Raw genomic sequence first — 20,870 nt, forward strand, 5'->3', positions numbered from 1 at the left:
GGCACGCCGTTCAGCGAGCCCGCTGCACCCGCCCTTCGTCCCAGACCGGCTCGTCGGACTCGTAGACCGTGCCGTCAGCCCCGAAGACGAGGTAGCGGTCGAAGCCCCGGGCGAACCAGCGGTCGTGGGTGACGGCGAGCACCGTCCCCTCGAAGGCCGCCAGGCCCTCCTCGAGCGCCTCGGCCGAGTGGAGGTCGAGGTTGTCGGTCGGTTCGTCGAGCAGCAGGCAGGTGGCACCGGACAACTCGAGCAGCAGGATCTGGAAGCGGGCCTGCTGGCCGCCGGACAGCGAGTCGAAGGTCTGCTCCCCGGCCCTGGCCAGACCGTAGCGATCGAGCACCTTCGCGGCCTCCTCGCGGGGCCGGCCGGCGCGGTGCTCGTCGCCGCGGTGCAGGATCTCCAGCAGCGTGCGACCCACCAGCGCTGGCTGTTCGTGGGTCTGCGCAAACCACCCTGGTCGCACGCGCGAGCCCAGCCGGAGCCGACCGGTGTGCGCGACCGGTGCAGGCGCGACGTCACCGACGGGCTGGTGCTCCTGGTCGGGGTCGGAACCGCCGCCGGCCACCAGGCGCAGGAAGTGGGACTTGCCCGAGCCGTTGCTGCCGAGCACCGCCACCCGCTCCCCGAACCACACCTCGAGGTCGAACGGGCGCATGAGGCCGGTGAGCTCGAGCTCCTCGGCGATGACGGCGCGCTTGGCCGTCCGGCCACCCTGGAGGCGCATCCGGACGTTCTGCCGCGGAGGGACGACCCCGGGCGGTCCGGCCTCCTCGAAGCGCCGCAGCCGCGTCTCGGCCGCCTGGAGCCGCGCCGCCATGTCGGAGTTGTAGGCCGCCTTCTGCCGGTACATGACGACCAGCGCCTTGAGCTTCGCGTGCTCCTCGTCCCAACGCCGCCGCGACTCCTCGAGCTTGGAGTTCCGGTCCTCGCGGGCCTGGTGATAGGTGGAGAAGCGCCCCGGGTGGACCCACAGGGTGGAGCCCGCGGCGCCGGGCTCGAGCGTCGCGATCCGGGTGGCGACCCGGTCGAGGAGCTCGCGGTCGTGGCTGACGAACAGCACGGTCTTGGGTGACGCGATGAGCTGGTCCTCCAGCCACCGCTTGCCGGGCACGTCGAGATAGTTGTCCGGCTCGTCGAGCAGCAGCACCTCTTCGGAGCCGCGGAGCAGGGACTCGAGCACGAGCCGCTTCTGCTCACCACCCGACAGCGTGGAGACCTGTCGCCACTGGGCCCGGTCGAAGGGCTGCCCCAACGCAGCGACCGTGCAGACGTCCCACGCGGTCTCCTGGTCGTAGCCGCCGACGTCACCCCAGGTCACCAGCGCCTGCGCATAGGCCAGCTGGTCGACCTCGGAGTCACGCTCCATCATCAGCAGCTCGGTGCGGTCGATCTCGGCGGCTGCCCTGCGCACCGGGTCGGGTGCGACCGACAGCAGCAGCTCGCGCACTGTCGAGGTGTCGCGGACGTGCCCGACGAACTGGCGCATCACCCCGAGCCCGCCCGACCGCGTCACCGCGCCGTCCTGGGCGGCGAGGTCACCGGCGATGATCCGTCCCAGGGTCGTCTTGCCCGTGCCGTTCGGGCCGACCAGCGCGATCTTGGCTCCCTCCCCAACCCGCAGGGACACGTCGCTGAGCAGGGGCCTGCCGTCGGGCAGGACGAAGCTCACGGAGTTGACGTCGAGATGGCCCACGAGGGTCCAGCCTGCTGCACCCGGGCGCACTCGTCACCTCGTTATCGCCAGGTTCCGGTCGGGGCGTCGGTCGGGGCGTCGATCAGGGCGTCAATCAGCGCGTCGGCCAGGGCGTGTCGCATCCTCCGAACGGCCGACCCGATGGTAAATGCTTCACCAAGTTTGCCGGGGGTACCCCCATGGGCCCGGGACACTGGTGATCCGCCCCGAGAGGACCCCTTTGCCCAGATTCACCCTGCCCGTGCGTCACCTGCTGGTTATCGTCGGGCTCATGGTCACCATCGTCACCGCGCTCGGTGCCGCGGAGTCGAGGTCCGCCCGAGCCGCCGACGCGGTGGCGTCGACCCCTGCGGCACGGGCCATGTGGGTGTGGGACACCTCCACCCCAGCGGCGACCGTGGCGTTGGCCAGCTCGCAGGGCATCACCGAGCTGTATGCCGCCGTGCCGCCGCACGTCGACAGCTCACCTCAGCTCGCCCAGCTGCGTGACCTCTCCCAGCGCGCGGCCGCGGCCGGGATCCGCGTCGACGCCCTCGGTGGCGACCCGACCTGGATCGACAACCAGTCGTGGGCCGTCGACAGCTGGCTCCGGCCCGCGATCGCGACCGGCCTGTTCGCCGGCGTCCACGTCGACATCGAGCCCTACACGACCTCCGCCTGGACCACCTCGCAGGCCAAGGTCGTCAAGAAATGGCTGGCGACCCTCGACACCCTCCGCACGGCCGCGGGCGCGACGCCGATGCAGGCGGACATCCCGTTCTGGCTGGACCAGGTGTCCGTCAACGGATCGACGCTCGACTCCGAGATCATCCGGCGCACGAGCGGCGTGACCGTCATGGCCTATCGCAACACCGCTGGCGGCGCGGATGGTTCGATCGCGCTGAGCGCCCACGCGGTCCACGCCGGCGAGCTGCTCGGCCGCCCAGTGCGCATCGGCGCCGAGACGGACTACCTCGGCACCGATCCGGCCGCGGCCAAGCAGACCTTCTACGGCTCCACCCGCACCGCCATGGAGGCCCAGCTCTCTGCACTCGCCGGTGCCTACGCAGGCTCGACGGCATACGCGGGGCTGGCGATCCACGACGCGGCCGGGTATGCCGCGATGGCCCCCTGACGGCCCGCTCACCCGCGTCCGGGCACCGACCTCACCCCTTCAGTGAGCGCACCGCTCGCGCCTCCTGGGCGCGCGCGGCCAGGGCGTGGTCCGGGGGGTAGACGACCTCTTCCAGCGAGAGCCCGTGCGGCGCCATGACCGCCACCGCCGGGTCGCGCACGGTCGCCGACAGCACCTCAGCGGGCCAGCCGACCTCGCGCCGCCCCTCCCCGACGGGCACGACCGCGCCCACCAGCGACCGCACCATCGAGTGGCAGAAGGCGTCGGCCACGACGGTGGCTTCGAGCACCCCGTCGTCCGCCCGGCGCCACGCGTAGTCCAGCAGGGTCCGGACCGTCGTGGCGCCCTCCCGCCGCTTGCAGAAGGCCCCGAAGTCGTGCAGCCCCAGCAGCTGTTGTGCGGCGGTGTGCATGGCGACCACGTCGAGCGGGCGCCTGGCGAGCACGGTGTCGTGCCGCCGCAGGGGGTCGACGGCGCTTGGTTGGTCGCAGAGCCGGTAGAGGTAGCGGCGCCGCACTGCGGAGAACCGCGCGTCGAACCCAGGCGGGGCGACGGACACGGCATGGACCGCGATGTCGGGCGGCAGGATGCCCCGCAGGCGCCGCAGGGCGGCCTCTTCGGGGCTGCGTTCGGCCCGGTTGCGCTCGGCCACGCCGGGCAGCTCGGCCCAGCGCACCGGGTCGGGGTCGAGATGGGCCACCTGGCCGCGCGCGTGCACGCCGGCATCGGTGCGCCCCGCCACGGTCAGCCGGACCGGCTCCGGGGCACGCAGCATCGTGGCCAGGGCCGCCGAGAGCTCGGCCTCGACCGTGCGCAGCCCGGGCTGGGCGGCCCACCCCGAGAAGTCGGTGCCGTCGTAGCCGAAGTCGAGCCGAATCCGCACCGGCGGGTCCACCTCTGCTCGCACCTTCGGGTCCACGCGCGCCAGCCTAGCCACCGCGCCCGCCCGGACCCGCCACCAGGCACGGCGAAGGGCCGCCCACCCCGTACGGGTGAGCGGCCCTTCGTGTGCCGTCGAGCAGGTATGCCGTGAGGCTGCCCGCCTGGGTCAGCCGCCGGCCTTGGTGAAGCCAGCGGCCTCGGCGTCGGCGGCAGACTTGAACCAGAACTCGGCGATCGTCTGGTCGTACCACTGGCCGTCGGCCTCGTGGTACTTGCCCGAGTCGGCGTTGCCCTTGACCGTGTAGGCCTCGTCGGGCGAGGAGCCGTCCTCGTTGGCGGCGATCGCGCCGGCCGGGAGCTCGACCGCGCTCTGCGCAGCCTCGGTCTCGGTGGTCTCGGTCTCGGTGGTCTCGACCTCGGCGACCTCGTCGACCTTGGCCTCGTCCTCCGCGGCCTTGGTCTCGGCGGCGGCGTCCTTGGCCTCGGCCTGCTTGGCTGCGCGCTTCGTCGCCGCCTCGGCCTCCTTGACGGTGGCCTTCTTGGCGATCGGCTCGCGGACGAGCTCGATCACCGCCATCGGGGCGTTGTCGCCCTTGCGGGCACCGATCTTGGTGACCCGGGTGTAGCCGCCGGGACGCTCGGCCATGTCGGGCGCGATCTCGGTGAAGAGACGGTGCACGACGCCCTTGTCGTGGATGACCGACAGCACCCGGCGACGGGCGTGCAGGTCACCGCGCTTGGCGAACGTCACGAGACGCTCGGCCAGCGGACGCAGGCGCTTGGCCTTGGTCTCGGTGGTGGTGATCGAGTCGTGCTCGAACAGCGAGGTGGCCAGGTTGGCCAGGATCAGCCGCTCGTGAGCCGGACCGCCGCCGAGACGGGGACCCTTGGTGGGGGTGGGCATTGATGAATCTCCTTGGTGTGCAACCGGTGCGGTCACCCGCGCCGGTCAGCGGCGGTTGGTCAGAGCTGCTCGTCCTCGGCCAGCGAGCGGCCGTCGTCGGCAGAGTCGGCGGTGTCAGCGAACTCGTCGTCGTAGTCGCCGTAGTTGTCGGCGATCGCGCTCGGGTCGAACCCGGGCGGGCTGTCCTTGAGCGCCAGACCCATGCCCACGAGCTTGGCCTTGACCTCGTCGATCGACTTCGCACCGAAGTTGCGGATGTCGAGCAGGTCGGCCTCGCTGCGGCCCACGAGCTCACCCACGGTGTGGATGCCCTCGCGCTTGAGGCAGTTGTAGGACCGCACGGTCAGGTCGAGGTCCTCGATCGGCAGCGCCAGGTCGGCGGCCAGGGCGGCGTCCGTCGGGGACGGGCCCATGTCGATGCCCTCGGCCTCGACGTTGAGCTCACGGGCCAGTCCGAACAGCTCGACGAGGGTCTTGCCGGCCGAGGCCATGGCGTCGCGGGGAGCCATCGAGTTCTTGGTCTCGACATCGACGATGAGCTTGTCGAAGTCGGTGCGCTGCTCGACACGGGTCGCCTCGACCTTGTAGGTCACGGCCAGCACCGGGCTGTAGATGGAGTCGACCGGGATACGGCCGATCTCCTGGTCGCCGGACTTGTTCTGCTGGGCCGAGACGTAGCCGCGACCGCGCTCGACGGTCAGCTCCATCTCGACCTTGCCCTTGCCGTTGAGCGTGGCGATGTGCAGGTCAGGGTTGTGCACCTCGACGCCAGCCGGGGGGGCGATGTCGGCAGCCGTGACAGCGCCGGCGCCGGTCTTGCGCAGGTACATCACGACCGGCTCGTCGTGCTCGGAGGAGACGACGAGACCCTTGATGTTGAGGATGATCTCGGTGACGTCCTCCTTGACCCCGGGGATCGTGGAGAACTCGTGCAGCACGCCGTCGACGCGGATGCTGGTGACCGAGGCGCCGGGGATGCTGGAGAGCAGGGTGCGGCGCAGGGAGTTGCCGAGCGTGTAGCCGAAGCCGGGCTCGAGGGGCTCGATGGCGAAGCGGCTGCGGTTCTCCGCAACGACCTCTTCGCTGAGGGTGGGGCGCTGTGCAATGAGCACGGGTGTGTCCTTTCTCGTCGGCGACCGCTATATGACGCCGAGATGTCGACCGGCGAACCGGTCTGGTCCCGCTCGCCTCTGTCTGCGAGTGGGACCGAACGAGCGGTATGCCGCGTGGTCGCCCACGCGGCATACCCGCACGATCAGTTCTTCGAGTAGAGCTCCACGATCAGCTGCTCGGTGAGGATCGTGTCGATCTGCTCACGCACGGGCAGCTGGTGGATCAGGATCTGCAGCGTGCCCGGGACGACCTGGAGCCAGGCCGGGGTGGGGCGGTCGCCGAAGGTCTGACGGGCCAGCTCGATCGGGAAGGTGTTCACGGACTTGGCGCGAACGGTGATGATGTCGTACTGCTCGACGCGGTAGGACGGGACGTCCACGCGGCGGCCGTTGACCTCGAAGTGGCCGTGCGTCACCAGCTGGCGAGCCGCACGACGGGTGCGGGCCAGGCCGGCGCGGTAGACCACGTTGTCCAGGCGGGACTCGAGGATCTGCAGCAGGGTCTCACCGGTCTTGCCCGAGCGGCGCGAAGCCTCCTCGTAGTACCCGCGGAACTGCTTCTCCATGACGCCGTAGGTGAAGCGGGCCTTCTGCTTCTCCTGCAGCTGGGTGAGGTACTCCTTCTCCTGCATCCGGCGACGGCCGTGCTGGCCGGGCGGGAACGGGCGGAGCTCGAAGTTCTTGTCGCCGCCGACCAGGTCGACCTTGAGGCGACGCGACTTCTTGGTGATGGGTCCGGTGTAACGGGCCATGATCTAGTTCTCTCTCTTCCCGTTACTCAGACGCGACGGCGCTTGGGGGGGCGGACACCGTTGTGCGGCGAGGGGGTGACGTCGCTGATCGCACCGACCTCGAGGCCGGTGGCGGTCAGGGAGCGGATCGCGGTCTCGCGACCAGAACCCGGACCCTTGACGAAGACATCGACCTTGCGCATGCCGTGCTCCATCGCGCGGCGGGCAGCAGCCTCGGCGGCCATCTGCGCGGCGAACGGCGTGGACTTGCGCGAACCCTTGAAGCCGACCTGGCCGGCGGAGGCCCAGGCAATGACGGCACCAGCGGGGTCCGTGATCGAGATGATGGTGTTGTTGAAGGTGCTCTTGATGTGAGCGTGCCCGTGGGCGATGTTCTTCTTTTCCTTGCGGCGCACCTTCTTGGCGCCGGCAGTGCGAGCCTTGGGAGGCATTACTTACCAACCTTCTTCTTGCCGGCGACGGTGCGCTTCGGGCCCTTGCGGGTGCGCGCGTTGGTCTTGGTGCGCTGACCGCGCACCGGAAGGCCACGGCGGTGACGCAGGCCCTCGTAGGAGCCGATCTCGACCTTGCGGCGGATGTCGGCGGCGATCTCGCGACGGAGGTCACCCTCGTGCTTGACGTTGGTCTCGAGGTAGTCACGGAGCTTGACCAGGTCCTCGTCCGTGAGGTCGCGGACGCGGACGTCCGGGCTCACGCCCGTGGCGGCCAGCGCCTGCTGGGAGCGGGTGCGACCCACTCCGAAAATGTAGGTGAGAGCGACCTCGACGCGCTTTTCGCGCGGCAGGTCAACACCGACAAGACGTGCCATCTTGTGTGTTCCTTTGTTTCACCGGAGGTCTGGTGCAGTACCGGTCCGGCGATGCTCCCGAAGCTTTCCTCGGGCACCGGTCCCCGGCCTCCGGGCCGGGGGTGACGTCCTGGGCTGCGTCGATGACGCCGCGCACAGGGGCCGGGTACTGCTCAATTCATTTGTCTGCTTCTCGAAGAGATGCGACGTGGCAAGGCGAGCGGATGCTCGCCGCTGCTCAACCCTGGCGCTGCTTGTGGCGCAGGTTCTCGCAGATGACCATGACCCGGCCGTGACGGCGGATCACCTTGCACTTGTCGCAGATCTTCTTGACGCTCGGCTGAACCTTCATAGCCTCTGCTTCGCCTCGATCTGGCACTGCCGAGCCCGGGCGGGCCGACAGGTCTTGCGGGGTGGTGCTGCTCAGCGGTAGCGGAAGACGATCCGGCCACGGGTCAGGTCGTACGGGCTGAGCTCCACCACCACGCGGTCCTCGGGGAGGATCCGGATGTAGTGCTGACGCATCTTGCCCGAGATGTGAGCGAGAACCTTGTGACCGTTGGTGAGCTCAACCCTGAACATGGCGTTCGGGAGAGCCTCGACGATCGTGCCCTCGATCTCGATGACACCGTCCTTTTTGGCCATAGCCTCCACAATCTGCTGCTCGTCCCGCCCCAGGCTGGGACGGACACACGAATGCCGGCGCGCGGGTACGCGCACCGACGCACAAGTCTACGTCACCCGCCGCTGAGCACGAAATCGCCCCAGGGGCAGGCACCTGCCCCGCCGAGCGGTGCCGGAGGTCAGGCGAGGGGGGCGTATGCCGCGCCGGCGGCTTCCAGCCGCTCCTGGCCGCCGTCGAGCGCGGTGAGGACCCACAGGCCGCCTTCAGTGACCGCCACGGTGTTCTCCCAGTGCGCGGCCCGGGACCCGTCAGTGGTCACCACGGTCCAGTCATCCTGGAGCACCCGGGTGTCCGGCCTGCCGAGGGTGACCATCGGCTCGATGGCCACGGTCACCCCGGTGCGGACCGTCGGACCCCTGTCCCGGACCCGGTAGTTCGGGACCTGCGGGTCCTGGTGCATCTCGGTGCCGATGCCGTGGCCGACGTAGTCCTCGACGATGCCGTACTCGCGACCGTCGCGCTCCCCCGCGGCGACCACGCTGTCCTCGACCGCCGCACCCACGGCATACAGGGAGTCCCCGGCGGCGAGCGCGGCGATGCCCGCCCACATGGAGTCCTCGGTGGCCTCGATCAGCTCGAGATCCTCGGGGCGGGCCGCCGAACGACCGCCGACGACGACCGAGATGGCCGCGTCACCGTGCCAGCCGTCGACGATGGCACCGCAGTCGATCGAGATGAGGTCACCCTCGGCCAGCACGCGCGAGCCCGGGATGCCATGGACGACCTCCTCGTTGACCGACGTGCAGAGGCTGCCCGTGAAGCCGTGGTAGCCGAGGAACGACGGCACGGCCCCGCACCCGCGGATGTGCTCCTCGGCGAGCTCGTCGAGCTGCTTGGTGCTCATGCCGGGACGGACCGTCTGGGCCATCAGCTGCAGGGTCTGCCCGACCACCAGACCGGCCCTGCGCATGTGCAGGACCTGGTCGGGAGTCTTGGTCTCGATACGCGACCGACCGAACATCAGGATCGAGCAACCCCTTCGAGCGCCTCGGAGATCCGGCTGAAGACCTCGTCGACCGACCCCATGCCGTCAACCTGCCGGAGCAGGCCACGGGCAGCGTAGAGCTCGGTCAGCGGAGCGGTCTCGCGACGGTAGATCGCCTGGCGCTCGCGGATCACGTCCTCGGTGTCGTCGTCGCGCCCCTCGGTCTCGGCCCGCTTGAGCAGGCGCTCGACCACGGCGTCCTCGTCGACGGTGAGCTCGAGCACCATCTCGAGCTTGTGGCCGTGCTCGGCGAGGATCGCGTCGAGGGCGTCGACCTGGGCCGCCGTGCGCGGGTAGCCGTCGAGCAGGAAGCCCCGCTCGGCGTCCTCCTCGAACAACCGGTCGCGGACGATCGCGTTGGTGATGTCGTCGGTGACGTAGCCACCCGAGGCGAGGATGTCCTTGACCTGCTTGCCCAGCTCGGTCTCGTTCTTGATGTTGGCGCGGAAGATGTCGCCGGTGGAGATGGCGGGGATGCCGAAGGACTCGGCGATCGTGGCGGCCTGCGTGCCCTTGCCGGCACCGGGCGGCCCCAGAATGATCAGACGCATCAGCGGAGGAACCCTTCGTAATGGCGCTGCTGCAGCTGGGACTCGATCTGCTTCACGGTCTCCAGGCCCACACCGACGATGATGAGGATGGAGGTGCCACCGAACGGGAAGTTCTGGTTGGCCCCGACGAGCACCAGTGCGATGAGCGGGATCAGCGAGATGAGGCCGAGGTAGATGGCCCCTGGGACGGTGATGCGGGTGAGCACGTAGTCGAGGTACTCGGCCGTGGGTCGCCCGGCGCGAATACCTGGGATGAAGCCGCCGTACCGCTTCATGTTGTCGGCGACCTCGGTGGGGTTGAACGTGATCGACACGTAGAAGAACGTGAAGAACAGGATCAGCCCGACGTAGAGCATCATGTAGATCGGGTGGTCGCCGCGCACCAGGTTCTCCTGGACCCAGGTCACCCAGGCCGCCTGGTTGCCCGTGGCCGACCGGTTGAACTGTGCCACGAGCGAGGGCAGCGCGAGCAGGGACGAGGCGAAGATCACGGGGATCACGCCCGCCATGTTGACCTTGAGGGGGATGTAGGTCGAGGTGCCGCCGTACATCTGGCGGCCGACCTGACGCTTGGCGTACTGCACCGGGATGCGGCGCTGGCTCTGCTCGACGAACACAACCAGCGCGATGATCAGGAACCCGAGCAGGATCACGCCGATGAAGACGTCCCAGCGGCCCTGCTGCTGCTCGATCGCCCACAGCGAGCTCGGGAAGGAGCTGGCGATCGAGGTGAAGATCAGCAGGGACATGCCGTTGCCGATGCCCTTGTCGGTGACGAGCTCGCCGAGCCACATGACCACGCCAGTGCCAGCCGTCATGGTGAGGACCATGATGACCAGGGTGGTGATCGAGCCGTCGGGCAGGATCGTCGTGCACCGGGCGCCGAAGAGCGCCTGGGGGTTCTGGGCGAAGGTGATCAGCGTCGAGGACTGCAGGATCGCCAGGCCGATGGTGAGGTAGCGCGTGTACTGCGTCATCTTCGTCTGGCCCTGCTGGCCCTCCTTCTTGAGGGCCTCGAACCGCGGGATGACGACGGTGAGCAGCTGGATGATGATGCTCGCCGTGATGTACGGCATGATCCCCAGCGCGAAGATCGACAGCTGCAGGAGGGCGCCACCGCTGAACAGGTTGGCCAGCCCCAGCACGCCGGTGGTGTTGTCGGCGTTCTTGAGGCAGTTCTGCACCGCGCTATAGCTGACGCCCGGCACCGGCACGTGGCTGCCCAGCCGGAACACGAGCACGATGCCGAGGGTGAACAGCAGCTTCCTGCGCAGGTCCGGCGTCTTGAACGCACGGGTGAAGGCGGTGAGCACAGGTCCTCCTGGTGACGCTGGGCAGCGGGCCCAGGCGGTGACGACGGTCAGGCAATCCTACGAAGGTTACCCCGGGGCGCGCCCCGGGACACCAAACGGGTATGCCGCGGGCTCACCGTGAGGTGAGCCCGCGGCATACCTGCAGCTGGGGTGGGTCAGGCCGAGGTGACCGAGCCGCCAGCGGCCTCGATCTTCTCCTTGGCGGAGGCGGAGAACTTGTCAGCGGTCACAGTGACCTTGACGGTGATCTCGCCGGTGCCGAGGACCTTCACCGGAGCATTGTCGCGGACCGCGCCCTTGGCGACGAGGTCGGCGACGGTCACGTCGCCACCCTCGGGGAAGAGCGAGGACAGCTTGTCCAGGTTGACGACCTGGTACTCCACCTTGAACGGGTTCTTGAAGCCACGCAGCTTGGGGAGGCGCATGTGCAGCGGCATGGCGCCACCTTCGAAGCGCTCCGCAACCTGGTAGCGGGCCTTGGTGCCCTTGGTGCCACGGCCAGCGGTCTTGCCCTTGGAGCCCTCACCGCGACCCACTCGGGTCTTCGCGGTCTTGGCGCCCGGGGCGGGACGCAGGTGGTGCAGCTTGAGGGCAGTGCCCTCGCCAGCGGACGCCGCAGCGGCCTTGGTGGCCTTCTTGTCAGCCATGGTCAGTCAACCTCCTCGACGGCCACCAGGTGGGTCACCGTCTTGACCATCCCGCGGATCTCGGGACGGTCCTCCTTGACGACGACGTCGCCAATGCGCTTCAGACCGAGGCTGCGCAGCGTGTCACGCTGGTTCTGCTTGCCGCCGATCTCGGAACGGGTCTGGGTCACCTTGAGACGAGCCATCATGCACCAGCCTTGGCGGCCTCGCGGGCAGCCTCACGACCGGCAGCCTGGGCGCGCAGCATGGCGGCCGGGGCGACTCGGTCGACCGGCAGACCACGACGGGCGGCAACGGCCTCGGGACGCTCGAGGCCCTTGAGGGCCGCGACCGTTGCGTGGACGATGTTGATCGCGTTGTCGGAGCCGAGCGACTTCGACAGCACGTCGTGGATGCCGGCGCACTCGAGCACCGCACGCACCGGACCACCGGCGATGACACCGGTACCAGGGGCGGCGGGACGGAGCATGACGACACCGGCCGCAGCCTCACCCTGGACGGGGTGCGGGATGGTGCCCTGGATGCGCGGGACCTTGAAGAACTCCTTCTTGGCCTCCTCGACACCCTTGGCGATCGCCGCAGGCACTTCCTTGGCCTTGCCGTAGCCGACGCCCACGGTGCCGTCGCCGTCGCCCACCACGACGAGCGCGGTGAAGCTGAAGCGGCGGCCACCCTTGACGACCTTGGCCACGCGGTTGATGGTCACGACGCGCTCGACGTAGGCGCTCTTCTCGGCCTGGTCGCGGCCGCCCTCACGGCGGTTGTCGCGACCGCCTCGGCGGTCGTTGCGGTCGCCGCCGGAACGGGCGTCGCCGCCGCCGACGGGTCCAGTGCCTCGACGCTGGGGTCCGGGCATCAGATGTTCCTCATCTCGAATGGTGCAGTCACGGTCATGCGGAAGTCGTAGCCACTCACAGAGCCAGCCCACCCTCGCGGGCGCCCTCGGCGATGGCGGCGATGCGGCCGTGGTACTTGTTGCCGCCGCGGTCGAACACGACCGCCTCGACACCAGCACTCTTGGCACGCTCGGCGAGCAGCTCGCCCACCTTGCGGGCCTTCGCGGTCTTGTCGCCCTCGAAGGAACGCAGGTCAGCCTCCATGGTGGACGCCGACGCGACGGTCTTGCCGATCGTGTCATCCACGATCTGCACGAACACGTGGCGGCTCGAGCGCGACACGACCAGGCGTGGACGCGCGGTGGTGCCGGCGACCTTCTTGCGCAGGCGCAGGTGGCGACGTCCGCGAGCTGCGGACTTCCCCTTGGCGCGCTTGATGATCATTGCCATGGCTTACTTACCAGCCTTTCCGACCTTGCGACGGATCTGCTCGCCCGCATAGCGAACGCCCTTGCCCTTGTACGGGTCGGGCTTGCGCAGCTTGCGGATGTTCGCGGCGACCTCGCCGACCAGCTGCTTGTCGATGCCCTGGACCGCGAAGCGGGTGGGGTTCTCGACAGCGAAGGAGATGCCCTCGGGGGCCTGCACGGTGATCGAGTGGCTGTAGCCGAGCGCGAACTCGAGGTTCCCGTCCTTGTTGGCCACGCGGTAACCCGTGCCGTGGATCTCCATCTTCTTCTCGTAGCCCTCGGTGACCCCGAGGACCATGTTGTTGATGAGCGAGCGGGTCAGGCCGTGCAGGGCACGGGACTGCCGCTCGTCATTGGGGCGCTTGACCTCGAGGGCGCCGTCACCCTGGGCGACGGTGATGGGCTCGGCCACCACGTGGCTGAGCTCGCCCTTGGGTCCCTTCACCGTGACGGCCTGGCCGTCGATGGTGATGTCGACACCGCTGGGGATGGCAACGGGAAGTCGTCCGATACGCGACATGTCGAATCCCCTTACCAGACGTAGGCGAGGACTTCCCCGCCCACGCCCTTGGCTTTGGCCTGGCGGTCCGTGAGGAGACCAGACGAGGTGGAAAGGATGGCCACACCGAGCCCGCCGAGCACCTTGGGAAGGTTCGTCGACTTGGCGTAGACACGCAGACCGGGCTTGGAGACACGGCGCACGCCAGCGATGGAGCGCTCGCGGTTGGGGCCGTACTTGAGCTCCACGGTCAGCGTCTTGCCGACCTCGGCGTCCTCAACGGTCCAACCGGCGATGTACCCCTCGGCCTGCAGGATCTCGGCGATGTGGGACTTCAGCTTGGAAAACGGCATGGAGACTGCGTCGTGGTGCGCCGAGTTGGCGTTCCGGACGCGGGTCAGCATGTCCGCAATCGGGTCAGTCATGGTCATGGGCTTCTCCGCCCTCTCTCACCGTGGTTTCACTGCCGATGCAGCGACCTGCGATGTAGAAGATCAAATGGTGGGTTGTGGTCTTACCAGGAGCTCTTGGTGACACCGGGCAGCTCGCCGCGGTGAGCCATCTCGCGCACGCAGATACGGCACAGGCCGAACTTGCGGTACACCGAGTGGGGACGTCCGCAGCGCTGGCAGCGGGTGTAGCCGCGCACCTTGAACTTCGGCTTCTTGTTGGCCTTGTTGACCAGGGCGGTCTTCGCCATGTCAGTTCTCCTTGAAGGGGAAGCCGAGCGCCTTCAGCAGTGCGCGGCCCTCGTCGTCGTTGGTGGCAGTGGTCACCACAGTGATGTCCATGCCACGCACGCGGTCGATCCGGTCCTGGTCGATCTCGTGGAACATCGACTGCTCGGTGAGACCGAAGGTGTAGTTGCCCTTGCCATCGAACTGCTTGGGCGACAGACCACGGAAGTCACGGATACGCGGCAGCGCCACGGACACCAGACGGTCCAGGAACTCCCACATCCGGTCGCCGCGCAGCGTGGTGTGCGCACCAATCGGCATACCCTCGCGCAGCTTGAACTGGGCGATCGACTTGCGGGCCTTGGTGACCAGCGGCTTCTGACCGGTGATGGCCGACAGGTCGCGGATCGCGCCCTCGATGAGCTTGGCGTCCTTGGCGGCGTCACCGACACCCATGTTCACGACGACCTTGACGACGCCAGGCACCTGCATGACGTTCTCGTAGCCGAACTGCTCCAGCAGCTGACCCTTGATCTCGTCGGCGTAGCGCGTCTTGAGACGGGGCGTCGACGTAACGGTTGCGGTTTCGGTCATCTCTCTCACAGGTCCTTGCCCGAGCGGACCGCCACGCGGGTGCGGGTGGTCTTCTCGCGGCCATTGCGCTCGACGGTCTCGACGCGGGTCTTGACGCGGGTCGGCTTCTTGTCGGACGGGTCGACGATCGCCACGTTGCTCACGTGGATCGCGGCCTCCTGGACGACCAGGCCACCGGTGCGGCTACCGCGAGCGGTCTGGCCGGCCTTGGTGTGCCGGGTCACCCGGTTGACGCCCTCGACGAGCACGCGCTCGGTCTCGGTGTAGACCGCGATGACCTTGCCCTGCTTGGCCTTGTCCTTGCCCGTGAGGACCTGGACGAGGTCGCCCTTCTTGATCTTCATCTTCTTCGCAGCCATGACTCAGAGCACCTCCGGCGCGAGCGAAATGATCTTCATGAACTTCTTCTCACGCAGCTCACGACCAACCGGGCCGAAGATACGGGTGCCACGAGGGTCACCGTCACCCTTGAGGATGACCGCGGCGTTCTCGTCGAACTTGATGTAGCTGCCGTCGGGGCGACGACGCTCCTTGGTCGTGCGCACGATGACCGCCTTGACGACATCGCCCTTCTTGACGTTGCCGCCGGGGATGGCGTCCTTGACTGCGGCGACGATCACGTCACCGATGCCGGCGTAACGACGACCCGAGCCACCGAGAACACGGATGCAAAGGATTTCCTTGGCACCGGTGTTGTCGGCGACGCGCAGTCGCGACTCCTGCTGGATCACTGTCTAACTCCTACTCGTCGTGCTGGTTCTCACCCCGTGGGCGAGCCTGGCCGAACTGACTGGATTGCCTTGAAAGGCAGAGGCTTACTTGGCCTTCTCGAGGATCTCGACCACGCGCCAGCGCTTGCTGGCGGACAGCGGCCGGGTCTCCATGATCAGGACGCGGTCGCCGATGCCGGCGGCGTTCTGCTCGTCGTGGGCCTTGACCTTGCTGGAGCGACGCATGACCTTGCCGTAGAGCGCGTGCTTGACGCGGTCCTCGACCTCGACCACAACGGTCTTGTCCATCTTGTCGCTGACCACGTAACCCTGACGGGTCTTGCGGTCGTTGCGCTCAGCAGCCGTCACGGCCTCTTCCTTCACGTGCTTGCTCATGCCGACTTCTCCGTGCTCGTGGTGGTCCCACCGATGCCCAGCTCGCGCTCGCGCAGCTCGGTGTAGATGCGAGCGATGTCCTTGCGGACCGCGCGCAGACGACCGTGGTTGTCCAGCTGACCGGTGGCCGACTGGAACCGGAGGTTGAACAGCTCCTCCTTGGCCTTGCGGAGCTCATCGACCAGGCGCTCCTCGTCGAGACCACGCAGGTTCTCCGACGTCAGGTCCTTCGAACCGACTGCCATCAGATGTCACCACCCTCACGCCGAACGAAGCGGCACTTCATGGGGAGCTTGTGCATTGCCAGACGCATGGCCTCGCGGGCAACCTCTTCGGTGACGCCCGAGATCTCGAACATCACCCGGCCCGGCTTGACGTTGGCGATCCACCACTCGGGGGAACCCTTACCGGAACCCATGCGGGTCTCGGCGGGCTTCTTGGTCAGCGGACGGTCGGGGTAGATGTTGATCCACACCTTTCCGCCACGCTTCATGTACCGGGTCATCGCGATACGCGCGGACTCGATCTGGCGGTTGGTGACGTAGGCGGGCTCGAGAGCCTGGATGCCGAAGTCGCCGAACGCGATCTTGGTGCCGCCCTTGGCAGCGCCGGAACGACCCGGGTGGTGCTGCTTGCGGTGCTTGACTCGACGGGGAATCAACATGCTCAGGACTCTCCCTCTGAGCTGGACGGGGCGCTGGCGGCAGCGGCCGGAGCCGCCGACTCGACAGCGGTGGACTCGGGCGCGGTCTCCGGACGCTCGCGACGGGCACGGGCGGGGCGGTCGGCGCCCTCGCGACGGGGACCACGGCTCGGGCGCGGCGCGGCAGCCTGCTGCTGGGCCAGCTCGCGGGCCGTGACGTCGCCCTTGTAGATCCACACCTTGACGCCGATGCGACCGAACGTGGTGCGGGCCTCGTAGAAGCCGTAGTCAATCTGCGCACGCAGGGTGTGCAGCGGGACGCGACCCTCACGGTAGAACTCGGTGCGGGACATCTCAGCGCCGCCGAGACGGCCCGAGACCTGGACACGGATGCCCTTGGCGCCGGCGCGGGTGGCGGACTGCATGCCCTTGCGCATCGCGCGACGGAACGAGACGCGAGCAGAGAGCTGCTCGGCGATGCCCTGCGCGACGAGCTGGCTGTCGACCTCGGGGTTCTTGACCTCGAGGATGTTCAGCTGGACCTGCTTGCCCGTGAGCTTCTCGAGCTCACCGCGGATGCGGTCGGCCTCGGCGCCACGGCGACCGATGACGATGCCCGGGCGCGCGGTGTGGATGTCCACACGCACGCGGTCACGGGTGCGCTCGATCTCGACGCGGGAGATGCCGGCCCGCTCCATGCCCTCGGACATGAGCTTGCGGATGGCGACGTCTTCCTTGACGTAGTCGCGGTACCGCTGACCCTCCTTGGTGGAGTCAGCGAACCAGCGGCTCTTGTGCTCGGTGGTGATGCCGAGGCGGAAGCCGTGCGGGTTGACCTTCTGGCCCATTAGCGGGTGCCTCCCTTGGTGGTCTTCGGCGTGACGACCACGGTGATGTGGCTGGTGCGCTTGTTGATGCGGGCCGCACGGCCCTGGGCGCGCGGGCGGAACCGCTTCATCGTCGGGCCCTCGTCGACGAAGGCAGCGCTGATGAACAGCGTGCGCTCGTCGAACGGCTCCGAAGCCCGGTCGGCCTTGACCCGAGCGTTCGCGATGGCGCTCTCGAGCACCTTCTGGATCGGCTCCGACGCGGACTGCGGGGCGAACTGCAGCACCGACACGGCATCGACGGCCTTCTTGCCGCGGATGAGGTCGACCATGCGTCGCGCCTTCTGGGGCGTGACGCGGACGTGCCGCGCACTCGCCTTGGCTTCCATCACGTTGTCCTTGTTCTCAGTGGGGGCGGCCATCAGCGACGACGCCCCTTCTTGTCGTCCTTCACGTGACCCTTGAACGTGCGGGTCGGCGCGAACTCACCGAGCTTGTGGCCGACCATCGACTCGGTGACGAACACCGGGACGTGCTTGCGGCCGTCGTGCACGGCAAGGGTGTGACCGAGCATGTCCGGGCTGATGACCGAACGACGCGACCAGGTCTTGATGACGTTCTTGGAACCCGCTTCGTTCTGGGCGTCCACCTTCTTCTGAAGGTGATCGTCGATGAAGGGGCCCTTCTTCAGACTGCGAGGCATGTATCCAGGCTCCTATCAGCGCTTCTTGCCAGTACGACGGCGGCGAACGATCAGCTTGTCGCTCGGCTTGCCGGGGCGGCGGGTGCGGCCCTCGGCCTGACCCCACGGGCTGACCGGGTGGCGACCACCGGAGGTCTTGCCCTCACCACCACCGTGCGGGTGGTCGACCGGGTTCATGGCGACACCACGGACGGTCGGGCGCTTGCCCTTCCAGCGCATGCGGCCGGCCTTGCCCCAGTTGATGTTGGACTGCTCGGCGTTGCCCACCTCGCCGACCGTGGCGCGGCAGCGCAGGTCGACGTTGCGGATCTCGCCGGACGGCATACGCAACTGTGCGTAGGGGCCGTCCTTGGCGACGAGCTGCACACGCACCCCAGCCGAGCGGGCGATCTTCGCGCCGCCGCCAGGCTTGAGCTCGACCGCGTGGATGACCGTACCGGTGGGGATGTTGCGCAGCGGCAGGCTTGTTGCCGGGCTTGATGTCGGCCCCAGCGCCGTTCTCGATGTTGGCGCCCTGCTCGAGGCCCTTGGGGGCCAGGATGTAGCGCTTCTCACCGTCGGCGTAGTGCAGCAGCGCGATGCGCGCCGTGCGGTTGGGGTCGTACTCGATGTGAGCGACCTTGGCCGGCACGCCGTCCTTGTCATGACGACGGAAGTCGATGACGCGGTAGGCGCGCTTGTGGCCACCACCGATGTGGCGGGTCGTGATGCGCCCGTTGCTGTTGCGGCCGCCGGACTTGGTCAGTGGACGGACCAGCGACTTCTCCGGCGTGGTGCGCGTGACCTCGACGAAGTCAGCGACGCTGGAGCCGCGGCGACCAGGCGTCGTCGGCTTGTATTTACGGATACCCATGTTCGTAATCCCTTACGTCTCTTCGGCGTCCTCGTCAGGCGCCGGCACCGAAGATGTCGATCGAGCCCTCGCGGAGGGTGACGATCGCACGCTTGGTGTCCTTGCGCTTGCCGATGCCGAACCGCGTGCGGCGGGTCTTGCCGATGCGGTTGAGGGTGTGGACGGAGTCGACCTTGACGTTGAAGACGCGCTCGACGGCGATCTTGATCTCGGTCTTGTTGGCTCGCGGGTCGACGATGAAGGTGTACTTGCCCTGGTTGAGCAGCGAGTACGACTTCTCCGAGACGACGGGCGCGATCAGAATGTCGCGCGGGTCCTTGCCAGCAGCGAGAGTGCTCACTTCGTCTCCTCCTCGGCCTCGGCCTTGGCAGCCTTGGCGGGCTTGTCGGCCTTCTCAGCCTTGGCGGGCTTGTCAGCCTTCGCGGGCTTGTCAGCCTTCTCAGCCTTGTCGGTCGTAGCGGCGGCCTCGACGGCAACCTGGACCTCGACGCTGCCCACGGGCTGGGCGCCACTGACGAACGCGTCCAGCGCAGCGCGGGTGAAGACCACGTCGTCGGCGCAGAGCACGTCGTAGGTGTTCAGCTGGTCGGCGGCGAGCACGTGCACGCCCTCGAGGTTGCGCACCGACTTCATCGACACGAGGTCGCTGCGGTCGAGCACGACGAGCACGTTGGGGCGCTCGGTCAGGCCGGCCAGCAGCGCCAGCGCGTCCTTGGTGGACGGCGCATCGCCGGTCACCAGGGAGTCGACGACGTGGATGCGGTCGTGGCGCGCCCGGTCCGAGAGGGCACCGCGCAGGGCGGCGGCCTTCATCTTCTTGGGGGTGCGCTGCGAGTAGTCACGCGGCTGCGGGCCGTGGACGACGCCACCACCGGCGAACTGCGGGGCGCGGGTCGAGCCCTGACGGGCGCGGCCGGTGCCCTTCTGGCGGTAAGGCTTGCGGCCTCCACCGCGGACCTCGCCACGCGTCTTGGTGGAGTGCGTGCCCTGGCGGGCAGCAGCCATCTGCGCGACGACGACCTGGTGGATCAGCGGGACGTTGACCTGGACGTCGAAGATCTCGACGGGGAGGTCAGCGGCGGTTGTGGTTGCCATCTGGCTCAGGCTCCCTTCGCGGCCGTGCGGACGAGGACGGTGCCGCCACGGGGGCCGGGAACGGCGCCCTTGACGAGCAGCAGGCCCTTGTCGGCGTCCACGGCGTGGATGGTGAGGTTCTGGGTGGTCTGGCGCACGCCGCCCATCCGGCCGGCCATGCGCATGCCCTTGAAGACCCGGCCCGGGGTGGCGCAGCCACCGATCGAACCCGGCTTGCGGTGGTTCTTGTGCGAACCGTGCGAGGAGCTCACGCCGTGGAAGCCGTGACGCTTCATGACACCGGCGAAACCCTTGCCCTTGGTGGTGCCGGTGACGTCGATGTCCTGGCCGGCCTCGAAGGTCTCGACCGTGATCTCCTGGCCGAGCGTGTACTCGGTGGCATCAGCGGTGCGGAGCTCGACGAGGTGGCGGCGGGGGGTCACGCCAGCCTTCTCGAAGTGGCCGGTGAGCGGCTTGGTCACCTTGCGCGGGTCGATGGCGCCGAACGCGATCTGCACGGCGGCGTAGCCGTCGCTCTCGGCCTGGCGAACCTGCGTGACGACGCAGGGCCCGGCCTCGATGACGGTGACGGGGACGAGCCGGTTGTCGGCGTCCCACACCTGGGTCATGCCGAGCTTCGTGCCCAGCACACCCTTCACGGTCTTGGTAGCAGTCATTTCGTCAGCCTCAGAGCTTGATCTCGATGTTGACGTCAGCCGGCAGGTCGAGGCGCATCAGCGAGTCGACGGCCTTGGGCGTCGGGTCGATGATGTCGATGAGGCGCTTGTGGGTGCGCATCTCGAAGTGCTCGCGGCTGTCCTTGTACTTGTGGGGCGAACGGATGACCACGAATACGTTCTTCTCCGTGGGCAGCGGCACGGGGCCAACCACCGTCGCGCCGGCACGGGTGACCGTGTCGACAATCTTGCGCGCCGAGTTGTCGATGACCTCGTGGTCATACGACTTCAGTCGGATGCGGATCTTCTGTCCCGCCATCTCCGTTACGTCTCTCTCTCGCCGAACACTTAGCTTGTAGCCGTCTCTGCTGCCATCCGACCCCCGAGGTCGGGTGTGTCGCACCCGCTTCGCGGCCCGACGACATGCGCTTCCACGCTCGTCGTTCGGATCGGTTGGCCCGGCAGAGCCGGGGCTTGCGCTTCCCT

Annotated in this window: 32 protein-coding genes and 2 pseudogenes; 1 reads left to right on the plus strand and 33 read right to left on the minus strand. The window is 68.2% G+C overall.

Going from position 1 to position 20,870, the window contains the following annotated elements:
- Positions 1-10: 10 nt before the first annotated feature.
- Positions 11-1,693 carry an ABC-F family ATP-binding cassette domain-containing protein gene (locus GKE56_RS10220; RefSeq protein WP_154684460.1) on the minus strand — a complete coding sequence of 561 codons (1,683 nt, stop codon included), beginning with the start codon at positions 1,691-1,693 and terminating at the stop codon, positions 11-13.
- 271 nt (positions 1,694-1,964) lie between these two features.
- Here GKE56_RS10220 and GKE56_RS10225 point away from each other — a divergent pair, with 271 nt between their 5' ends.
- Positions 1,965-2,807 (plus strand): hypothetical protein, encoded by an 843-nt coding sequence (locus tag GKE56_RS10225; RefSeq protein WP_154684461.1) that lies wholly within the window; start codon positions 1,965-1,967, stop codon positions 2,805-2,807.
- A gap of 31 nt (positions 2,808-2,838) precedes the next feature.
- Here GKE56_RS10225 and truA read toward each other — a convergent pair whose 3' ends face one another.
- From truA to rpsJ, 32 genes and pseudogenes are all read right to left on the minus strand, one after another.
- The gene (gene truA / locus GKE56_RS10230) at positions 2,839-3,690 is read right to left on the minus strand and encodes a tRNA pseudouridine(38-40) synthase TruA (protein WP_154685730.1); all 852 of its coding nucleotides are present in this window, start codon (positions 3,688-3,690) and stop codon (positions 2,839-2,841) included.
- Between the two features lie 165 nt (positions 3,691-3,855).
- Positions 3,856-4,593 carry a 50S ribosomal protein L17 gene (gene rplQ / locus GKE56_RS10235; RefSeq protein ID WP_154684462.1) on the minus strand — a complete coding sequence of 246 codons (738 nt, stop codon included), beginning with the start codon at positions 4,591-4,593 and terminating at the stop codon, positions 3,856-3,858.
- A gap of 59 nt (positions 4,594-4,652) precedes the next feature.
- Positions 4,653-5,705 (minus strand): DNA-directed RNA polymerase subunit alpha, encoded by a 1,053-nt coding sequence (locus GKE56_RS10240; RefSeq protein WP_154684463.1) that lies wholly within the window; start codon positions 5,703-5,705, stop codon positions 4,653-4,655.
- 143 nt (positions 5,706-5,848) lie between these two features.
- Positions 5,849-6,457 (minus strand): 30S ribosomal protein S4, encoded by a 609-nt coding sequence (gene rpsD, locus GKE56_RS10245; RefSeq protein ID WP_154684464.1) that lies wholly within the window; start codon positions 6,455-6,457, stop codon positions 5,849-5,851.
- A 26-nt stretch (positions 6,458-6,483) separates the two neighbouring features.
- Positions 6,484-6,888, minus strand: a complete 405-nt coding sequence (gene rpsK / locus GKE56_RS10250) for a 30S ribosomal protein S11 (RefSeq protein ID WP_140743564.1) — start codon at positions 6,886-6,888, stop codon at positions 6,484-6,486.
- Positions 6,888-7,265 carry a 30S ribosomal protein S13 gene (gene rpsM / locus GKE56_RS10255; RefSeq protein WP_154684465.1) on the minus strand — a complete coding sequence of 126 codons (378 nt, stop codon included), beginning with the start codon at positions 7,263-7,265 and terminating at the stop codon, positions 6,888-6,890. The genes rpsK and rpsM overlap by 1 nt, the downstream gene beginning before the upstream one ends.
- 217 nt (positions 7,266-7,482) lie before the next feature.
- A complete protein-coding gene (rpmJ, locus tag GKE56_RS10260) occupies positions 7,483-7,596 on the minus strand; it encodes a 50S ribosomal protein L36 (RefSeq protein WP_010148647.1) in 114 nt (37 codons plus the stop codon).
- A gap of 71 nt (positions 7,597-7,667) precedes the next feature.
- Positions 7,668-7,889 (minus strand): translation initiation factor IF-1, encoded by a 222-nt coding sequence (infA, locus tag GKE56_RS10265; RefSeq protein ID WP_006946284.1) that lies wholly within the window; start codon positions 7,887-7,889, stop codon positions 7,668-7,670.
- Positions 7,890-8,047: 158 nt separating this feature from the next.
- On the minus strand, positions 8,048-8,890 hold the full coding sequence (map, locus tag GKE56_RS10270; protein WP_154684466.1) for a type I methionyl aminopeptidase: 843 nt from the start codon (positions 8,888-8,890) through the stop codon (positions 8,048-8,050).
- Positions 8,890-9,465 carry an adenylate kinase gene (locus GKE56_RS10275; protein WP_154684467.1) on the minus strand — a complete coding sequence of 192 codons (576 nt, stop codon included), beginning with the start codon at positions 9,463-9,465 and terminating at the stop codon, positions 8,890-8,892. The genes map and GKE56_RS10275 overlap by 1 nt, the downstream gene beginning before the upstream one ends.
- Complete coding sequence (gene secY, locus GKE56_RS10280) at positions 9,465-10,778, minus strand: preprotein translocase subunit SecY (RefSeq protein ID WP_154684468.1); 1,314 nt, start codon at positions 10,776-10,778, stop codon at positions 9,465-9,467. The genes GKE56_RS10275 and secY overlap by 1 nt, the downstream gene beginning before the upstream one ends.
- A 155-nt stretch (positions 10,779-10,933) precedes the next feature.
- The gene (gene rplO / locus GKE56_RS10285) at positions 10,934-11,425 is read right to left on the minus strand and encodes a 50S ribosomal protein L15 (protein WP_154684469.1); all 492 of its coding nucleotides are present in this window, start codon (positions 11,423-11,425) and stop codon (positions 10,934-10,936) included.
- Between the two features lie 2 nt (positions 11,426-11,427).
- Positions 11,428-11,610, minus strand: coding sequence for a 50S ribosomal protein L30 (gene rpmD / locus GKE56_RS10290; RefSeq protein ID WP_035902503.1), 183 nt, complete (start codon positions 11,608-11,610; stop codon positions 11,428-11,430).
- Complete coding sequence (rpsE, locus tag GKE56_RS10295) at positions 11,610-12,281, minus strand: 30S ribosomal protein S5 (RefSeq protein WP_154684470.1); 672 nt, start codon at positions 12,279-12,281, stop codon at positions 11,610-11,612. The genes rpmD and rpsE overlap by 1 nt, the downstream gene beginning before the upstream one ends.
- A 55-nt stretch (positions 12,282-12,336) precedes the next feature.
- The gene (gene rplR, locus GKE56_RS10300) at positions 12,337-12,711 is read right to left on the minus strand and encodes a 50S ribosomal protein L18 (protein WP_304650397.1); all 375 of its coding nucleotides are present in this window, start codon (positions 12,709-12,711) and stop codon (positions 12,337-12,339) included.
- 3 nt (positions 12,712-12,714) lie between these two features.
- A complete protein-coding gene (rplF, locus tag GKE56_RS10305; protein ID WP_154684471.1) occupies positions 12,715-13,251 on the minus strand; it encodes a 50S ribosomal protein L6 in 537 nt (178 codons plus the stop codon).
- Positions 13,252-13,262: 11 nt separating this feature from the next.
- A complete protein-coding gene (gene rpsH / locus GKE56_RS10310) occupies positions 13,263-13,661 on the minus strand; it encodes a 30S ribosomal protein S8 (RefSeq protein WP_154684472.1) in 399 nt (132 codons plus the stop codon).
- An 83-nt stretch (positions 13,662-13,744) separates the two neighbouring features.
- The gene (locus tag GKE56_RS10315; RefSeq protein ID WP_154684473.1) at positions 13,745-13,930 is read right to left on the minus strand and encodes a type Z 30S ribosomal protein S14; all 186 of its coding nucleotides are present in this window, start codon (positions 13,928-13,930) and stop codon (positions 13,745-13,747) included.
- A 1-nt stretch (position 13,931) separates the two neighbouring features.
- A complete protein-coding gene (gene rplE, locus GKE56_RS10320) occupies positions 13,932-14,501 on the minus strand; it encodes a 50S ribosomal protein L5 (RefSeq protein WP_154684474.1) in 570 nt (189 codons plus the stop codon).
- Positions 14,502-14,506: 5 nt separating this feature from the next.
- Complete coding sequence (gene rplX, locus GKE56_RS10325; protein ID WP_230208897.1) at positions 14,507-14,860, minus strand: 50S ribosomal protein L24; 354 nt, start codon at positions 14,858-14,860, stop codon at positions 14,507-14,509.
- A 3-nt stretch (positions 14,861-14,863) separates the two neighbouring features.
- Entirely contained in the window at positions 14,864-15,232 is a 369-nt protein-coding gene (gene rplN, locus GKE56_RS10330) for a 50S ribosomal protein L14 (RefSeq protein ID WP_154684475.1), read from the minus strand.
- 84 nt (positions 15,233-15,316) lie between these two features.
- Positions 15,317-15,607, minus strand: a complete 291-nt coding sequence (gene rpsQ / locus GKE56_RS10335) for a 30S ribosomal protein S17 (protein WP_154684476.1) — start codon at positions 15,605-15,607, stop codon at positions 15,317-15,319.
- A complete protein-coding gene (rpmC, locus tag GKE56_RS10340) occupies positions 15,604-15,852 on the minus strand; it encodes a 50S ribosomal protein L29 (protein ID WP_154684477.1) in 249 nt (82 codons plus the stop codon). The genes rpsQ and rpmC overlap by 4 nt, the downstream gene beginning before the upstream one ends.
- Positions 15,852-16,271: a 50S ribosomal protein L16 gene (gene rplP / locus GKE56_RS10345; protein WP_154684478.1), complete on the minus strand. Its 420-nt coding sequence runs from the start codon at positions 16,269-16,271 to the stop codon at positions 15,852-15,854. Before rplP ends, rpmC begins: the two co-directional genes overlap by 1 nt.
- Before the next feature lie 2 nt (positions 16,272-16,273).
- Complete coding sequence (gene rpsC, locus GKE56_RS10350; RefSeq protein ID WP_154684479.1) at positions 16,274-17,098, minus strand: 30S ribosomal protein S3; 825 nt, start codon at positions 17,096-17,098, stop codon at positions 16,274-16,276.
- The gene (rplV, locus tag GKE56_RS10355) at positions 17,098-17,466 is read right to left on the minus strand and encodes a 50S ribosomal protein L22 (RefSeq protein ID WP_154685733.1); all 369 of its coding nucleotides are present in this window, start codon (positions 17,464-17,466) and stop codon (positions 17,098-17,100) included. The genes rpsC and rplV overlap by 1 nt, the downstream gene beginning before the upstream one ends.
- Before the next feature lie 32 nt (positions 17,467-17,498).
- On the minus strand, positions 17,499-17,780 hold the full coding sequence (gene rpsS / locus GKE56_RS10360; protein WP_091756369.1) for a 30S ribosomal protein S19: 282 nt from the start codon (positions 17,778-17,780) through the stop codon (positions 17,499-17,501).
- Between the two features lie 15 nt (positions 17,781-17,795).
- Positions 17,796-18,633, minus strand: a pseudogene (gene rplB, locus GKE56_RS10365) (50S ribosomal protein L2).
- A gap of 34 nt (positions 18,634-18,667) precedes the next feature.
- Positions 18,668-18,973: a 50S ribosomal protein L23 gene (gene rplW / locus GKE56_RS10370; RefSeq protein ID WP_154684480.1), complete on the minus strand. Its 306-nt coding sequence runs from the start codon at positions 18,971-18,973 to the stop codon at positions 18,668-18,670.
- A 137-nt stretch (positions 18,974-19,110) separates the two neighbouring features.
- A pseudogene (gene rplD, locus GKE56_RS10375) lies at positions 19,111-19,728 on the minus strand (50S ribosomal protein L4); the annotation flags it as partial.
- A 5-nt stretch (positions 19,729-19,733) separates the two neighbouring features.
- Positions 19,734-20,384 carry a 50S ribosomal protein L3 gene (gene rplC, locus GKE56_RS10380; RefSeq protein ID WP_195908078.1) on the minus strand — a complete coding sequence of 217 codons (651 nt, stop codon included), beginning with the start codon at positions 20,382-20,384 and terminating at the stop codon, positions 19,734-19,736.
- 10 nt (positions 20,385-20,394) lie between these two features.
- Entirely contained in the window at positions 20,395-20,703 is a 309-nt protein-coding gene (rpsJ, locus tag GKE56_RS10385; protein ID WP_009775966.1) for a 30S ribosomal protein S10, read from the minus strand.
- Positions 20,704-20,870: the final 167 nt, after the last annotated feature.

Origin of the sequence: Nostocoides sp. HKS02 (genome assembly GCF_009707485.1) — a bacterium.
In the GTDB taxonomy this organism is placed as follows: domain Bacteria; phylum Actinomycetota; class Actinomycetes; order Actinomycetales; family Dermatophilaceae; genus Pedococcus.

Bases quoted from the DNA above. Each gene is read 5' to 3' on its own strand.
- GKE56_RS10225 (WP_154684461.1), top strand. From the start codon at position 1,965: ATGGTCACCATCGTCACCGCGCTCGGTGCCGCGGAGTCGAGGTCCGCC.
- rplQ (WP_154684462.1), bottom strand. From the start codon at position 4,593: ATGCCCACCCCCACCAAGGGTCCCCGTCTCGGCGGCGGTCCGGCTCAC.
- rpsD (WP_154684464.1), bottom strand. From the start codon at position 6,457: ATGGCCCGTTACACCGGACCCATCACCAAGAAGTCGCGTCGCCTCAAG.
- rpsK (WP_140743564.1), bottom strand. From the start codon at position 6,888: ATGCCTCCCAAGGCTCGCACTGCCGGCGCCAAGAAGGTGCGCCGCAAG.
- rpsM (WP_154684465.1), bottom strand. From the start codon at position 7,265: ATGGCACGTCTTGTCGGTGTTGACCTGCCGCGCGAAAAGCGCGTCGAG.
- rpmJ (WP_010148647.1), bottom strand. From the start codon at position 7,596: ATGAAGGTTCAGCCGAGCGTCAAGAAGATCTGCGACAAGTGCAAGGTG.
- infA (WP_006946284.1), bottom strand. From the start codon at position 7,889: ATGGCCAAAAAGGACGGTGTCATCGAGATCGAGGGCACGATCGTCGAG.
- map (WP_154684466.1), bottom strand. From the start codon at position 8,890: ATGTTCGGTCGGTCGCGTATCGAGACCAAGACTCCCGACCAGGTCCTG.
- GKE56_RS10275 (WP_154684467.1), bottom strand. From the start codon at position 9,465: ATGCGTCTGATCATTCTGGGGCCGCCCGGTGCCGGCAAGGGCACGCAG.
- rplO (WP_154684469.1), bottom strand. From the start codon at position 11,425: ATGGCTGACAAGAAGGCCACCAAGGCCGCTGCGGCGTCCGCTGGCGAG.
- rpmD (WP_035902503.1), bottom strand. From the start codon at position 11,610: ATGGCTCGTCTCAAGGTGACCCAGACCCGTTCCGAGATCGGCGGCAAG.
- rpsE (WP_154684470.1), bottom strand. From the start codon at position 12,281: ATGCCCGGACCCCAGCGTCGAGGCACTGGACCCGTCGGCGGCGGCGAC.
- rplR (WP_304650397.1), bottom strand. From the start codon at position 12,711: ATGGCAATGATCATCAAGCGCGCCAAGGGGAAGTCCGCAGCTCGCGGA.
- rplF (WP_154684471.1), bottom strand. From the start codon at position 13,251: ATGTCGCGTATCGGACGACTTCCCGTTGCCATCCCCAGCGGTGTCGAC.
- rpsH (WP_154684472.1), bottom strand. From the start codon at position 13,661: ATGACCATGACTGACCCGATTGCGGACATGCTGACCCGCGTCCGGAAC.
- GKE56_RS10315 (WP_154684473.1), bottom strand. From the start codon at position 13,930: ATGGCGAAGACCGCCCTGGTCAACAAGGCCAACAAGAAGCCGAAGTTC.
- rplE (WP_154684474.1), bottom strand. From the start codon at position 14,501: ATGACCGAAACCGCAACCGTTACGTCGACGCCCCGTCTCAAGACGCGC.
- rplX (WP_230208897.1), bottom strand. From the start codon at position 14,860: ATGGCTGCGAAGAAGATGAAGATCAAGAAGGGCGACCTCGTCCAGGTC.
- rpsQ (WP_154684476.1), bottom strand. From the start codon at position 15,607: ATGAGCAAGCACGTGAAGGAAGAGGCCGTGACGGCTGCTGAGCGCAAC.
- rpmC (WP_154684477.1), bottom strand. From the start codon at position 15,852: ATGGCAGTCGGTTCGAAGGACCTGACGTCGGAGAACCTGCGTGGTCTC.
- rplP (WP_154684478.1), bottom strand. From the start codon at position 16,271: ATGTTGATTCCCCGTCGAGTCAAGCACCGCAAGCAGCACCACCCGGGT.
- rpsC (WP_154684479.1), bottom strand. From the start codon at position 17,098: ATGGGCCAGAAGGTCAACCCGCACGGCTTCCGCCTCGGCATCACCACC.
- rplV (WP_154685733.1), bottom strand. From the start codon at position 17,466: ATGGAAGCCAAGGCGAGTGCGCGGCACGTCCGCGTCACGCCCCAGAAG.
- rpsS (WP_091756369.1), bottom strand. From the start codon at position 17,780: ATGCCTCGCAGTCTGAAGAAGGGCCCCTTCATCGACGATCACCTTCAG.
- rplC (WP_195908078.1), bottom strand. From the start codon at position 20,384: ATGACTGCTACCAAGACCGTGAAGGGTGTGCTGGGCACGAAGCTCGGC.
- rpsJ (WP_009775966.1), bottom strand. From the start codon at position 20,703: ATGGCGGGACAGAAGATCCGCATCCGACTGAAGTCGTATGACCACGAG.